Origin of the sequence: Clostridium frigoris, from assembly GCF_018861865.1 — a bacterium.
In the GTDB taxonomy this organism is placed as follows: Bacteria; Bacillota; Clostridia; order Clostridiales; family Clostridiaceae; genus Clostridium_AD; species Clostridium_AD frigoris.
Genome location: NZ_JAHLDV010000023.1, coordinates 14115 through 29204, shown reverse-complemented (window position 1 = coordinate 29204; position 15090 = coordinate 14115). Strand labels below are relative to the sequence as shown.

General features: G+C 30.0%; 13 protein-coding genes. 8 read left to right on the top strand and 5 right to left on the bottom strand.

Translation table 11 applies throughout. The features are described 5' to 3' along the window. Positions 1–24: 24 nt before the first annotated feature. From KPL37_RS11095 to KPL37_RS11070, 6 genes are all read left to right on the top strand, one after another. Complete coding sequence (locus KPL37_RS11095) at positions 25–1797, top strand: aminopeptidase P family protein (protein ID WP_216149303.1); 1773 nt, start codon at positions 25–27, stop codon at positions 1795–1797. A 257-nt stretch (positions 1798–2054) separates the two neighbouring features. Next, positions 2055–2822: a GDSL-type esterase/lipase family protein gene (locus KPL37_RS11090; RefSeq protein ID WP_216149301.1), complete on the top strand. Its 768-nt coding sequence runs from the start codon at positions 2055–2057 to the stop codon at positions 2820–2822. 24 nt (positions 2823–2846) lie between these two features. Next, positions 2847–3332 carry a DUF4358 domain-containing protein gene (locus tag KPL37_RS11085; RefSeq protein ID WP_216149299.1) on the top strand — a complete coding sequence of 162 codons (486 nt, stop codon included), beginning with the start codon at positions 2847–2849 and terminating at the stop codon, positions 3330–3332. Positions 3333–3362: 30 nt separating this feature from the next. Then, a complete protein-coding gene (locus KPL37_RS11080) occupies positions 3363–4769 on the top strand; it encodes an MBOAT family O-acyltransferase (RefSeq protein ID WP_216149298.1) in 1407 nt (468 codons plus the stop codon). Between the two features lie 21 nt (positions 4770–4790). Then, positions 4791–5975 carry a DHHW family protein gene (locus KPL37_RS11075; protein ID WP_216149296.1) on the top strand — a complete coding sequence of 395 codons (1185 nt, stop codon included), beginning with the start codon at positions 4791–4793 and terminating at the stop codon, positions 5973–5975. 212 nt (positions 5976–6187) lie between these two features. Then, the gene (locus tag KPL37_RS11070) at positions 6188–7273 is read left to right on the top strand and encodes a GerAB/ArcD/ProY family transporter (protein WP_216149294.1); all 1086 of its coding nucleotides are present in this window, start codon (positions 6188–6190) and stop codon (positions 7271–7273) included. A 178-nt stretch (positions 7274–7451) separates the two neighbouring features. Here the strand turns inward: KPL37_RS11070 and rpiB are convergent, their stop codons facing one another. Next, on the bottom strand, positions 7452–7922 hold the full coding sequence (rpiB, locus tag KPL37_RS11065) for a ribose 5-phosphate isomerase B (protein WP_216149292.1): 471 nt from the start codon (positions 7920–7922) through the stop codon (positions 7452–7454). A gap of 314 nt (positions 7923–8236) precedes the next feature. Between rpiB and KPL37_RS11060 the strand changes: the two genes are divergently transcribed. Further along, positions 8237–9409 (top strand): iron-containing alcohol dehydrogenase, encoded by a 1173-nt coding sequence (locus KPL37_RS11060; protein ID WP_216149289.1) that lies wholly within the window; start codon positions 8237–8239, stop codon positions 9407–9409. A gap of 69 nt (positions 9410–9478) precedes the next feature. Here the strand turns inward: KPL37_RS11060 and KPL37_RS11055 are convergent, their stop codons facing one another. The 4 genes from KPL37_RS11055 to KPL37_RS11040 all read right to left on the bottom strand — a co-directional run bounded on the left by KPL37_RS11055 (position 9479) and on the right by KPL37_RS11040 (position 13116). Then, positions 9479–9844, bottom strand: coding sequence for a winged helix-turn-helix transcriptional regulator (locus tag KPL37_RS11055; RefSeq protein ID WP_216149288.1), 366 nt, complete (start codon positions 9842–9844; stop codon positions 9479–9481). A 115-nt stretch (positions 9845–9959) separates the two neighbouring features. After that, positions 9960–10895: an NAD(P)H-dependent oxidoreductase gene (locus tag KPL37_RS11050; protein WP_216149286.1), complete on the bottom strand. Its 936-nt coding sequence runs from the start codon at positions 10893–10895 to the stop codon at positions 9960–9962. 92 nt (positions 10896–10987) lie between these two features. After that, positions 10988–12439, bottom strand: coding sequence for an MDR family MFS transporter (locus KPL37_RS11045; RefSeq protein ID WP_216149284.1), 1452 nt, complete (start codon positions 12437–12439; stop codon positions 10988–10990). 107 nt (positions 12440–12546) lie between these two features. Further along, a complete protein-coding gene (locus tag KPL37_RS11040; RefSeq protein WP_216149282.1) occupies positions 12547–13116 on the bottom strand; it encodes a TetR/AcrR family transcriptional regulator in 570 nt (189 codons plus the stop codon). A 287-nt stretch (positions 13117–13403) separates the two neighbouring features. On the opposite strand from KPL37_RS11040, the gene KPL37_RS11035 reads away from it, so the two are divergent. Then, positions 13404–14981 carry a PTS transporter subunit EIIC gene (locus KPL37_RS11035; RefSeq protein ID WP_216149280.1) on the top strand — a complete coding sequence of 526 codons (1578 nt, stop codon included), beginning with the start codon at positions 13404–13406 and terminating at the stop codon, positions 14979–14981. The last annotated feature ends 109 nt before the right edge of the window (positions 14982–15090 follow it).

Genomic DNA, 15090 nt, shown 5'->3' with positions numbered 1-15090 from the left:
TATAATTTAAAAGAGGTGATTAGGATGAGTGTAAAAGAGAGAATTGAACAATTAAGAAATGAAATGAGAGAAAGAGGCATAGATGCCTTCATTGTTCCTAGTTCGGATCCACATCAAAGTGAATATGTAGCAGAGCACTATGCTGCTAGAACTTTTATGACAGGATTTACTGGTTCTGCGGGTACTGCAATTGTAACTTTAGCGAAGGCAGGTTTATGGACAGATGGAAGGTATTTTGTGCAAGCAGAAGATCAATTAATCGGTACAGGAGTAACACTATTTAGGATGGGGCAGGATGGTGTTCCAACTGTGGAAGCATTTTTGAAAGAAACCCTACATCAGGGAGCAAAAATTGCTTTTGATGGTAAGGTTATTTCAATAGAGTATTTTAGAGGGTTAAAAAGTGCTTTAGAAAGTAGTGAATTTTCCTATGAAGTTAATGAAGATTTAATAGATATAATTTGGAAATATAGGCCGCAAAAACCTTGTAGCAATGTAGTTCTGCATGATGTAGCGTATGCCGGAGAGTCAAGAGAATCAAAACTTGAAAGGGTAGCTAGTGAAATGAAAACTATGGGAGCAAACTACTATGTTATATCGGGACTTGATGACATAGCATGGCTGTTAAACATTAGGGCGAGAGATGTAAAATGCAATCCACTAACTATAGCTTACACCGTTGTTTCAGATAAAAAAAATTATTTATTTATAGACGATAAAAAAATAAATTCACAGGTCAGGCGAGAACTTGAAAAGGCTAATGTAGAAATAATACCTTATGAAAATATAAGAGAATTTTTAGGAAAAATCAAAGATGGAGCAATATTACTTGATGCAGCAAGAACTAGTACTTGGATTTATAGTTCCATAAATATTAAGATTTTAGAGGCTATGGATATTACTACAAGATTTAAGGCTATAAAGAATGATATTCAAATTAAAAATGTTAGAAAGGCTATGGTACGCGATGGTGTGGCTATGGTTAAATTTATAACATGGATGAAGAAAACTATAAAATCGCGTAATATTACAGAAATAGAAGCATCAGATAAAATCGAAGAGATAAGAAGTGCAGGAGAAAATTTCTATGATTTAAGCTTTGCATCAATTTCAGCTTATAAAGCAAATGCTTCTATGCCTCATTACTGCGCTACAGAGAAAAATCAAGCTACTATAAAGGCAGAAGGGCTTTATCTATTAGACTCTGGCGCTCAATATTTAGATGGAACAACAGATATTACAAGAACACTAGCTGTAGGTCCATTAACTGAGGAAGAAAAAACAGATTTTACATTAGTATTAAGAGGAATGATTAATCTAACATTGCAGAGATTTTTATATGGAACTACGGGTTCAAATTTAGATATTATAGCAAGAATTCCACTTTGGAATGCAGGTATGGATTATAAGCATGGAACAGGACATGGAGTAGGTTTCTTTCTAAATGTTCATGAAGGACCACACAGAATATCTGTGCTTCCCAATAATATTGTGCTTAAAAAAGGAATGATAGTCTCTAACGAACCAGGAGTTTATAAAGCAGGAAAGCATGGTATAAGAATAGAAGACTTAGTCGTCGCTGCGGAAGATGAAAAGACTGAGTATGGTGGACAATTTATGAAGTTTGAGACTTTAACGCTTTGCCCTATAGACTTAGAGGCAATAGATGTGTCCCTATTAACAAATGATGAAAAATCTTGGCTAAACAATTATCATAAAACTGTGTTTGAAAAGCTTTCTATTTATTTACAAGGAGAAGAATTAGAATACTTAAAGCAAGCAACAGTGGCAATATAAATACAATATTATAAAAAATTAGATTCCCTTTAGTTCTTTACAAGAAGCAAGCACTTGGGAAATTAAGAGCACTTATGTAAAAAATAAGGAGTAGTTCACTTTTAGTGAACTACTCCTTATATATATTTCTGATCTTTTGTTTTAGTCAATAAATTATAAAAGTAATTATTTTGTAATAACTTCGTTACTAAAAAGAGTTATAATAAACTCTGTTGCAACAAAACATGAGTTAATATATGTAAAATAAGGTGATGATTATGAATAATAAGAGCAAAAAAAGAAAACTGAATATTATAATTGTAATAATAATATTAATACCATGTTGTTTTTTATTAAAATCCTCAATAAATAATAATGAAGAAAGAAAAATAATAAAAAACAATTATATTAGTTTGGAGAATCTAGGAGATGTAAATATTGCTACTGTGGAGGAGAAAATAAATAAAAAGCATAAGCTAAATGATGAAAAAGATGGTGATAACTCAAAAGAAATAAGCAATAAAATTTACTTTGAACAGTCTGTTTTTATGGGCGATTCTATTACTGAAGGATTAGATTTTTATGATATAGTAAATAAATCTTCTGTTATAGCTAAAAAAGGGCAAGGATTGGTACAAGCAAAGGAATCAGTAAGTGTTTTAGCAAATATTAATCCACAAAGAGTATTTGTGCTTTATGGCATGAATGACTTAAAAAGTTCTGAAAATAGTGATGATTTTAAATCTAACTATATTAAGCTTGTAAAGGATATAAAACAAACAGTTCCCAGTGCTGAAATATATCTTCAATCTTTAACTCCAGTACAAGCTAAAGTACAACAAGAAAATAATAGTTTTTCACAAGATAGATTAGATGAATTTACACAAGCAATAATTGAGGTTGCGAGGAAAGAAAGTGTGAATTACATAGATATAAGACCTATGCTTGAAAATAGAGAAGATTTGTTTGAACAAGATGGCATTCATTTTAAAGCGGACTTTTATGGTTTATGGTTAGATGATTTAAAGACTCAATTAAAGATTTAATATTAAGTAATAAGGATGATGAATATGAAGATGTTTAATAAAATACAAAAGAAGATATTGATTTTAAGTTTGTTTATTAGTATTAGCATTGTATTCCAAGGATGTGCTTTCATTAGACCTAAAAGTCCTGAAATTAGTGAAATAATAGCCGATATTCAAAAGGTTACAGATTTATCAGCAATGAAGAAGGGCAATAAAACTAATCTTAAAAAAATTTATTCAATAAACACTAAGGGATTGGATGATTTTGTTTTGTATGCTCCCAAAAGCAATATGGAGGCAAATCAAATACTTATATTAAAAGTTAAAAGTGAAGACGATATGGATGGGTTATTAGAAAATCTTGATAATACAATTGAGAATCAATCCAATAGTTTTAAAGAATATAGTCCTAATCAATATGAGTTTTTAGAAAACCGTACTTTGAAAATAAAAGGAAATTGCCTTATATTAATTGTATCAAAAGATGAAGATGAAATAACAAAAGTTGTTAATGACAGCTTTAAATAAAAAAGGTAACATGAAGCGGAGGGACTATAAGTGGTTTTTAGCAGCTTAATATTTATTTTTATATTCTTACCATTAACCCTTGCCATATATTTTATTTCGCCCAAAAAAAGAAGAAATTTAATTCTCTTAGTTATGAGCCTTATATTTTATGGATGGGGTGAACCAATATACATAAGCCTTATGATTTTCTGTATTATTTTCAACTATTTAAGCACTTTATTTATATATAAATATAGAAAACGTAAGAAGCTTTCAAAAAAAATATTTGTAGTCACACTTGTGACTGATTTAGGAATGTTGGCATTTTTTAAGTATTTAGGTTTTATAATTAACAATATTAATGCACTATTTGGACTAAATATATATTTTGAAAAGCTTGCTTTACCGGTGGGTATATCATTCTATACATTTCAAATTATATCTTATGTAGTCGATGTTTATCTAAACAAAGTTAAAGTTCAAAAAAACATTATAGATTTTGGAGCATATGTAACTATGTTTCCACAGCTAGTGGCTGGACCCATAGTACAATACAATGATATATTCCTTCAATTAAAAAATAGAAAAGAAAATATTAATCAATTTTCACAAGGTATAGATAGATTTATAATAGGTCTTGGCAAGAAGGTGTTGATTGCTAACAACATAGGAATGGTTTGGACAATCATAAAAGCAACTGAAGTTTCAAGAGTATCTGTAATTTCAGCTTGGATTGGAATAGTGGCGTTTACATTTCAAATTTATTTTGATTTTAGTGGATATTCTGATATGGCAATAGGTCTTGGAAAAATGTTTGGTTTCGAATTTATTGATAACTTTAACTATCCATACATATCTAAAAGTGTAACTGAATTTTGGAGAAGATGGCATATATCCCTCGGAAGTTGGTTTAAAGAATATCTTTATATCCCTTTAGGTGGTAATAGGGTTTCTTTAATAAAGCAACTTAGAAATTTATTTGTAGTATGGTTTATAACTGGACTATGGCATGGGGCCAGTTGGAATTTTATATTTTGGGGATTATATTTCGGCTTTTTTATAGCTTGCGAGAAGTTTTTTTGGGGAAAGCTGTTAAATATACTTCCTAGGTGTATTCCAAATTTATATACTATGATAATTGTTATAGTTGGCTGGGTATTTTTCAATAGTAATAACTTAAGTGATGCATTAAATTATATAAAATTAATGTTTGGACTTAGCGGAAATGTCTTTATAGACAGTGCTACTAAATATTATTTTCATGAAAACTTCATCTTGTTTTTAATAGCAATACTTTGTGCAACACCAATTATATATAATTTTCATAAAAAGATTAAAAGTCACTTTAATGCAAGAGGTGCTATAGCGATGGCGGTAAGTCGTATTTTTATATTGTTTTTATCTACAGCATACCTTGTAAATCAGAGCTTTAACCCATTCTTGTACTTTAGATTTTAGATAAAAAGGATGATGATAAATATGAAATATAATAGCACAAGGAAAAAATATAATAGCACAAGGAAAAAATATAATAATATATATATAAAATCTTTAACTTTAATGTTTTTATTTTTTATATTTAGTGTAATGTTATTAAATGTTATAGTTCCAGACAAGAAGTTTTCTTCTCAGGAAAATAGGAACCTTAAAAGTAAACCTAAATTATCAGTAGATAATTTACTATACAACAAATTTACATCAAAATATGAAAAGTATATTGCGGATCAATTTATAATAAGAAACTTTTGGATAAATGCAAAGTCAAGATCAGAAATACTTGCTGGTAAAAAGGAAAATAATGATGTATATCTAGGCAAAGACAAATATTTAATAGCTAAGTTCAAGAAGCCTTATGAAGAGGCCTTTGATGAGAAAGTGAAAGCTATAAATGATTTTAGTAATGAAAATAAAAAATTGAATAAATATATTATGTTAGTTCCAAATAAAATAAAAGTATTAGAAGATAAATTACCAGAGTTTGCTCCAGTAGAGAATCAATCTGAATATATAAATAAATTTTATTCTGGATTAAATAAATCAGTAAAAACAATAAGTGTTTTTGATACACTAAATAAGAACAAAAATAAGTACATATATTATAAAACTGATCACCATTGGACAACACAGGGAGCATATTATGCATATTTAGAATTTTGTAAAAGCTCAGGGTTAACACCAAAAGATGCAAATAATTATGATATTAAAAAAGTCAGCAATGAATTTTATGGAACTCTTTATTCAAAAGCTGGAGTTACAAATGTTGATAGTGACACAATAAATGTATATTTACCTAGAGAACACGAAGATGTATTAGTAAATTACCTAGAAGAGAAAAGAAAATGCGTCAGTTTATATAATCCCAGTAGTTTAAATACTAAAGATAAATACTCTATATTTTTAGGTGGAAATCATCCTATTATAAAGATAAGTACTATGAGTGAGAGTAGTAAAAAGCTCTTAGTTATAAAGGATTCATATGCTAACTGTTTTATACCTTTTTTAACTTCTCATTTTAGTGATATAATAGTTGTCGATTTAAGATACTACTCAGATAATATAAATACTTTAATTAAAGACTACAATGTCACTAATGTTTTAATGCTTTATAATACAAATACATTTTTTGAAGATGAATCAATACTTAATATTAGTGACTATGATTAAAGTTAAGAATTTCTTAGCAACATTTATCTATTATATATTTAGTTTTCTTTAGGTAACTTCATACCTACTTTTTTAGCTTTTTAACTCTATCAATAAGAGTTATTTCACATTCATCTGAATTAAGATATTTGTAATATAAGAGTAGGATATGTTTAAATTGGATAAAATATAATCTACATGGTTAATTACAGTAAATGGTGTGGGAGGTAAAAATGAAAAATGAAGCTATTTCCGAAAGACAAGCAATTATATTAATAATACTTTTCATACTTGGAAATTCGCTTTTGATAGGAGCGGGAAATCAGGCAAAACAAGATTCTTGGATTGCAATAATAATTGCTTTCTCATGGTCTATCATAGTGTTGCTCATGTACTCTAAAATTTTATCTTTATATCCTGGAAAAGATTTATTTGATATACTTCAAATCGTTATGGGAAAGTTTATAGGGAAAATAATAAGTATAATAATGATATGGTTTGCCTTCCATACGGGTACCTTAGTTCTTAGAGTTCTATCTGAATTTACTAATATAATGGTGTTTTCTAATACACCAGTGTTATTGCCAATGATCTTTTTTACCATACTGCTTATATGGAGTTTAAAAGCGGGTATTGAAGTCTTAGGAAGGTGGGCTGAGTTCTTCAGTTGGGTTGTAATTCTAATAGTTATAATTGTGCCTGTATTATCAATTTCTCAAATGGATATTAGTAGATTAAAACCAATACTTAGTAGTGGTGTAGCGCCAGTGTTAAAAGGTGCTTTAGCAAGTTTTACTTTTCCATTTGGTCAAACCGTAATTTTTACAATGGTATTTTCAAATATAACTAAAGTGAAAAATTATAAAAAAACATTTATGGTAGGCTTATTCATAGGTGGAGGGCTTATACTTTTAACAACATTAAGAAATCTTTTAGTATTAGGTAGTGAAACTGTGAATGGATTATATTTTCAGTCTACCATGGCAGTAAGCCTTATTAAACTAGGTTTACTTGAAAGACTTGAACTGACAGTAATGATTGTATTTTTAGTGTGTGCATTTATTAAAATAAGTATATGTATTTTTGCAGTTTGCAATGGAATTTCAAAGGTTTTTGTTTTTAATGATTATAAATTTATTGCAACACCTGTAACTCTTCTAATGTTAAGCTTTTCTATTTTTGTTTTCAAAAGCACCATGGAAATGTACTTCTGGATTTCAAATGTATTGTCATATTATTCATTCGCATTTGAAGTCATAATACCTTTAATTATTTTTATTGCTGCAGAGATTAAGGGCAGAAAAAGGGTGTCAATATAAAACGTTTCTATTAATAAAAAAGATGTTATATTCTGTGAATTAGTATTTTGCAACAAGCAAGCACTTGGAAAATTAAGAGCACTTATGTAAAAAAAATAAGGAGTAGTTCACTTTTAGTGAACTACTCCTTATACCTATTGTACAATAGGTTGGACAATAAGATAAATTTACGGCTATGTTATATGTCAGAGAGCTTTTTCAAATGCTTTTCAGAGATTTCGTTTATTTTGTCCACTCGCAATTTATATTTTTTAGTATCAACAAGAAAATCTGTAGTTAACCATGTATTCACGATATCAAGTGCTATCCCTGAACCAATTATTTTTGCACCAATACAAAGGACATTTGTATTAGAGTGTAAACGTGCTAATTTTGCACAGAATGGATCTTGACAAACAGCAGCATATAAACCATATATTTTGTTAGCAATTAAGGCACTTCCGTATCCAACTCCGTCAATAAAAATCCCTCTATCAGCTTTACCGCGTGCAACAGCTAAGGCTGCAGGATAAACAAAATCTGATAAATCACTGGATTCTTCATTATATGTTCCATAATCTTGAACCTCATATCCTTCTGCTTCTAAAAATATCTTTACCTCTTTTTTTAAAGAAAATCCAGAATGATCACTTGCAATAGCAATTTTCATATTTATGTAACCTCCATTTTTTTAGTTTAATTAATATTAACACTTGTAAACTTCAAAAGTAAAGCAATGGGTTATTTTTATAGGTATTATTGTGATAGCAAACTTTAATGGTAAAACTATTGAGCATAATGAAATTTGATGTTGTCCCATTTCCTACCTTTTAGTAACTGCCATACCGAAAAGTGGCTTCTTTTTTTATGAACTTAATAGGTTTATACTAAGGCTCATACCGAGGCATTAAAGAAAGAAGAAAATTTTAATAATAAATTTATTAATAATTAAAAGCAAGCAATTATTCAAAGGAGGAACTACAAATGCAAAGATTTACTATACCTAGAGATATTTATTTTGGTGATAACGCAATGGATCATTTAAAATCAGTAAAAGGAACTAAGGCAATGCTGGTTATTGGTTCTCAAAGATTAATAAAAGATGGAACTGTTACAAAAATACAAGAATTATTGAAACAAGCTAATATTGAAACTTCAATATTTTCAGGAGTTGAAAATGATCCCTCAGTTAAAACAGTTATGAGCGGTGTTCTCGCTATGAACAATTTTAATCCTGATGTAATAATTGGTATTGGTGGTGGGTCATCAATAGATGCGGCTAAAGCGATGTGGATATTTTATGAGCATCCAGAATTCACTTTCGAAGAGGCAGCTAAACCATTTAACTTACCAGAGCTTAGACAAAAGGCTAAATTTATAGCTATATCTACAACAAGTGGTACAGGTACAGAAGTTACTTCATTTTCTGTAATAACCGATAATGAAACAGGTGTTAAATATCCAATTGCAGACTATAACATAACTCCAGATATTGCTATAGTTGATACTAATCTAGTACAGAGCATGACAAAAACATTAGTTGCAAATACTGGAATGGATGCTCTAAGTCACGCATTTGAAGCTTATGTTTCAAAAGCTAAAAACCCAATAACTGATGCAGTAGCTATGAAATCAATAGAAATGACTGTTGATACTTTAATTAAATCGTTTGAAGGAGAAGAACAAGCTAGAAAAGATATGCATATATCTCAATGTTTAGCTGGAATGGCATTCTCAAATGCAATACTTGGAATAGTTCATTCAATGTCTCATAAAACTGGAAAAATATTTAACATACCTCATGGATGTGCAAATGCAATATATTTATCATCTGTGATACAGTTTAATGCTAAAACAGCTAGTGCTGCAGTTGCTTATGCTGATATATCTAAGCGATTAGGATTAAAAGGGGAAACAACAGATGAATTAGTTCAATCATTAATTCAACTTGTTATAGATTTTAGAGTTTCTATGAATATGCCTGCTACTTTAAAAGAATTTGGAGTATTAGAAGAGGACTTCAAGTCTAACTTAGATGAAATTTCTAGGACAGCAGTATCTGATGCATGTACAGGTACGAATCCAAGAGAAATATCTGTAGAAGAAATGAAGAAACTATTTGAAGCTACTTATTATGGAACACAAGTAAACTTCTAAATACATAAAAAGGGTATAGCTAATTAATAATTAGCTATACCCTTTTGTTTTTTATATCAACAATAGATTTTAAGATGTATGATCTGGGTTATTGTAATTATCTACAAAATATTTTCCCCATATATCCATTGCTTCCAAAATAGGAATTAAATCTTCTGCCATTTTAGTAAGTGAATATTCAACCATAGGAGGTACTTGAGAATAAACAGTCCTATGGACTAGCCCATTTTGTTCTAAATATTTTAATTGTTGACTTAACATTTTTTGGGTTATTCCTGAAATTAATCTTTTAAGTTCATTATATCTTATAACTTTATGTATGTTAAGATTCCAAATAATAAGAGCTTTCCATTTACCACTTAAAATCTCTAAAGTAACTTCAATTTCACATCTATAAGAACTACAACTAACTTTATTTAGTCTATCTGCGGGCATAACATCACTTCCTTGTATCATAATTATATACGAAGGTACTAGTGAAAGCAATTTTCATAATGGCAGTTATAAGCTGGAAATTATAACCTATTTTAACAGTAGATAAAAATATATTTTATTTTCCTGGTTTAGTTGCCACAATAAATTTCTTGTAGTTTTCTAAACGTTTTTTATAATCATCTGATTTTTTTAATTCCATGCTTATGGCAACAGTTTTTTTGATATCCTCTACATGAATAAGTTTTCCGGATAAAGTATCATGAGCGTGTTCTAATTGCTCATCGGGGAATTCAAATCTTACTTTACCCTCTACAATTTTAACATCACCTTCAATACCACACATACAGCAAATTGCATGTGTAGAGTCTTTATCTAAATAGAAGTTTCTGCTATGGCAATGTGGACAAACTCCTTCTTCTCCTTTATAAGAAGCATTTGTAATGTCTTTTGCAGCTGTTGCAAGATTCATACCTATCTCATGTACACGTGCTACTTTAGCATTATCTATAATAATGCCTGTAGACCAAGGAAATACTTCGTTATCTATAACTTTCCACATAGGAGTTAAAGCTTGTATTGCGCAGTCACATTGAAATCTTGTAACCCAGTCTGAACCACCAAACCCTATATAAGAGACCACTTTATCTTTTAATATTCTTGGATCTGGAGCTTTACCTCCTGTTGCCTGTGCCAATTTAGTTGCGATAACATTATTACCTCTATCCATTCTTGGGCCGAAACGGTCTCTAATTGTAAGGAATAAACTTGGAGCACCTTTGCAAAAAATCGGATTTGCAAAAATTATTCCATCTGCATCCAGCATCTTATCTAGTAACCAATCAAAATCATCTTTTAGTACACACATATTTCCTTTCCCTGTCATAAGTGAGCCAACACATGCTGTGCACCCAATACAATATTTTATATCCAAATCTAATAAATGAATAAATTCAACCTCTGCACCCATTTCTTTTGCAGCCATCAAAGCTTCTTTACACATAGAATCATTATTACCATCTTTTCTTCCACCTGAAACACCTAAAATTTTCATTTTTATCCTCCGCATTATACATTAGTTAAATCATCTCCTGGGTCGCTGAACAGCTTCAAAGAAAATGTATCTCATTTTGAAATGTCGTTAAATTAAAGACCACTCACTTTTTCGTTTTTTAAGCTTAAATCAGAGGTTGAACAAGAATTCTTATTCCCAAATCTTAAAGCAAAGGATAAACAAAGTCCTACTAAAACAAATATTACTGCGACTGTTGCACTTGACTGAAATCCGGTAGTGACTGCAATTTGCTCGGAAGCTGAATTATTTAAGGCTTTTAGCTGCGAAGCTGACATAATACCAATAAATAATGATGAACCAATTGCTGCTGATATTTGTTGAAGAGTATTCATAACTGCTATTCCATGTGGATAAGCTTCCTTTGGTAATTGGTTAAGAGAACTCGTTTGACAAGGTGACATTGTAATACCAACCCCAATGCACACTACAATATATGAATCCATAATCTTAATAAGAGATGTATCACTATTTGAACGTGATAAAACGAATAATGCCACAAGGATTATAGTAAAACCCACTGGTATTAGTACTTTTACTCCAATTTTATCATAAATTTTCCCGCCTAGTGGAGTTACAACTCCACAAGCAAGTGATGCTGGAAGTAATACCATAGCGGCTACAAAGGTTGTTGTTTTAAGCGCTCCTTGAAGGAACATAGGTAACATTACGTTCATAGTGAACATGGTCATCATTGTTAGCATAACAAGTACTACCCCTACTGAAAATAAAGGATATTTAAATATACGCATTTCTAACATTGGTTCTTTTAAAGACAATTGACGTTTAACAAATATAATTAATGATATTATTCCAGCAATAAATATTAAACTAATAATCTTCATATTTCCATCACCACTAAAACTACTTATACCATATATAACTCCACCAATTCCAAGGCTTGACAATATAATTGATATAAAATCGATTTTAGGTTTTGTTAGAGTTGACACATTAACTAAATAAATTGAACCTAAAACCATAGCTATTAATATAAGTGGTATTAACATTATGAATAATGCATGCCAACTAAAAAATTGTAATAAAATCCCTGAAACTGTTGGTCCAAGTGCTGGTCCAATTGAAATTACACAACCGCAAATTCCCATAGCCACACCATGCTTTTCTGGTGGGGTTACTATTAATACTGTATTCATTAGAAGTGGAATCATCATTCCAGTTCCGCATGCTTGTAACATTCTTGAAACAAGTAACATTGCAAAAGAGCCTGAACAAGCTGCACATATTGTTCCAACTAAAAGTAATGTCATTGCACCTAAAAATAAATGCTTTGTTTCAAATGTTTGAATTAGAAATGCTGTAATTGGTACCATAACTGATACAACTATCATGTATGCAGTAATTATCCATTGCACTGTTCCTGCGGTAACATTCATTTCTTTCATAAGAGGAGATAATGCGACATTTAATATAGTTTCATTAAATACAGCTAAAAATGCGCTGAAGGCTAAAACTCCTATAATTGCGTTTGAATTGAATTTTTTTGTAGGTTTCGTTGTTTCCATAAATCTCGTTCCTCCTAATATTAGACCAGTCTTTATAATAAACTCCTAAAAAAACACCTACTTATAAAATAGGTTTTGATTAATCATTTAAATTTTGTATTTCATTACTATATATTTATTAAATTAGGTATTTGTTTAGCTAGGATTCTAAGTGAATCACCACTTTGTTTTGTAAGTGATAAAGTAATTCCGCCTTCTATCATTGCAGCAATTACACAACCTAATTCATAGGCTTTATCTTTGCTAATTCCAGATTTGATTAATTTTTCTGCATATATATTTTCTAATGAAGTAAATATTTCGTCGCAAGCTTTCCTTAAAATTTCACTTGTTATATATGTCTCTAAAGCTATTAAACTTATAGAAATATCTGGAGTACTTTGTTCATTATCAATTAGTATTGCAATGTTTTCTATATTAAATTTAATAGCTTCAATTGGATCTTCGATACTGCCTAATGCATTAACTATTTTAGTTATTATTTTTTGACCTGCTAAATTTACAGATTCTAATGCAAGTTGCTCTTTTCCTTTAGGAAAATGATAATATAACGATCCTTTTGGCGCTCCACTTTTTGTTAAAATCTCATTTAGTCCAGTTGCGTTATATCCCTTAATTTGAAAAAGTTTTGATGCAGTTTCTATAAATTTTTCTTTTACATTTACCTTATTATTCATATTAATATCCCTCTTTAATATATTATAGTGACTGGTCTATATTTTATTATACTTTAGGTCATAGCGAATGTCAATAATTAAAAATTAATCATAATGTTAAATAAAAACAGGTTGTCAATTGAGTTAACCTGTTTTTAAAGGAGGTATTTCTATTTAAATTATTACAAAAATTTGTTAGAGTGTAACTAATAACAAACCAATAAAAAAATAAAAGAAAGGAGACCTGTTGTAAAATAAGTAAATGATTACATTTAATCTAACGGTAAAATTGAAAAGGGGGATTTTAGATGAAAGAAAAAATAGTAAATGGAATGCAAATTTTTGCAAGAGCTATAGTAGTTCCAGTATTATTCTTACCTATAATTGGTATCATTATTGCATTATCTTCTATTTTAAGCAATCCGACAATTGTTGGAGATGGTAGTTCTTTAATAAATGTTGGAAAATATATTGCAAGTGGTCTTTGGCCCATTATGAATAATTTGGGTATCCTCTTCTGCGTTGGTATAGCTATGGGGATGGCAAAAGATAAAAAGGCGGAAGCAGCTCTTGTCGCATTACTTTCATTTTTGATTTTTTTAGGAGCTAATAATGAGTGGCTTACATTAACTGGGAAACTGGTAAGCTATAAAACTACTTCTGATTTATATGGTACAGGCCAAACTATAATTTTGGGATTTCAAGTAATTGATATGGGAGTTTTTTTAGGAATAATTCTTGGTGTGGTTGTAGCACTTATCCATAATAAATTTAGTAATAAAGAGTTCCCAGGTGCATTTGCATTTTACGGAAATACAAAATTAGTTCTTTTAGTTTTAGTACCTAGTTTATTAATCCTTGGTGTGGCATTTAGTTATATTTGGCCTGTTATTGCAATAGGTATTAGTGGCCTAACTGGGTTTATAAATGTATCAGGTTATGTTGGTGTATTCTTATACGGATTTTTAAATAGAGTGTTAATTCCAACAGGATTACATCACTTAATATGGACTCCATTTTCTTACTCTAATATAGGTGGAACATTAGCAGTTGGTGGTAAAACGGTATTTGGAGCTTATAATATATTTTTGGCACAGTTAACAGATCCATCAATAAAAATATTTGATCCTTCATCAAAATATTTACAGTATGGTATGGTCAAAATGTTTGGGCTTGTAGGAGCAGCTTTAGCATTTTATAAAACGGCTAAACCAGAAAATAAGGTTAAATTAAAAGCTATTTTAATACCCGCAGTAGCAACATCAGTTTTGGTTGGAATTACAGAACCTTTAGAATTTACGTTCTTATTTGTAGCACCAGCTTTATGGATAGCTTACTCAGTATTTGATGGAATATTTCAAGTAATTGTTGTAGCACTTGGAGTTAGAACTTATTCAGCTGGTGGTATTATAGATTTCTTGACATACAATTTACCAGCAGGAATTAGTAGAACTAGATGGCCTATTGCTGTGGTTGTAGGTTTAGTTGAACTAGTAGCATTTTACTTTTTATTTAAGTTTATAATTACTAAGTTTAATCTAAAAACTCCAGGTAGAGAAGATAGTGAAGTGAAACTATATACTAAAAAAGATTATCAAGATAAAGTTAGTAATAGTTCAGTAAAAGAAGCAGTAGTTAAAACCAATAGTTCCGATTTAGCATGTGTTATAGTCGAAGCACTTGGTGGAAAGGAAAATATTGAAACTGTGGATAATTGTTTCTCTCGCTTAAGAGTAAAGATAACAGATGCAGATAAAGTTGATGAGATAGCGTTAAAAGCCACTGGAGCTTTAGGGGTAATAAAAAACGGTAACAATATTCAAGCTATATATGGACCTAAAGTAAGTGGAGTAAGAACTGCTGTTGACAAGTATCTTTCTGTTTGAAAAAGTTATATTAAACATTCAAAACGGTTAATACAGTGAATTGGTGAATAATTAGAATATAGTTTACCCATTCATTTACAATATATAAAATTAGAAAGAAGGTATAATA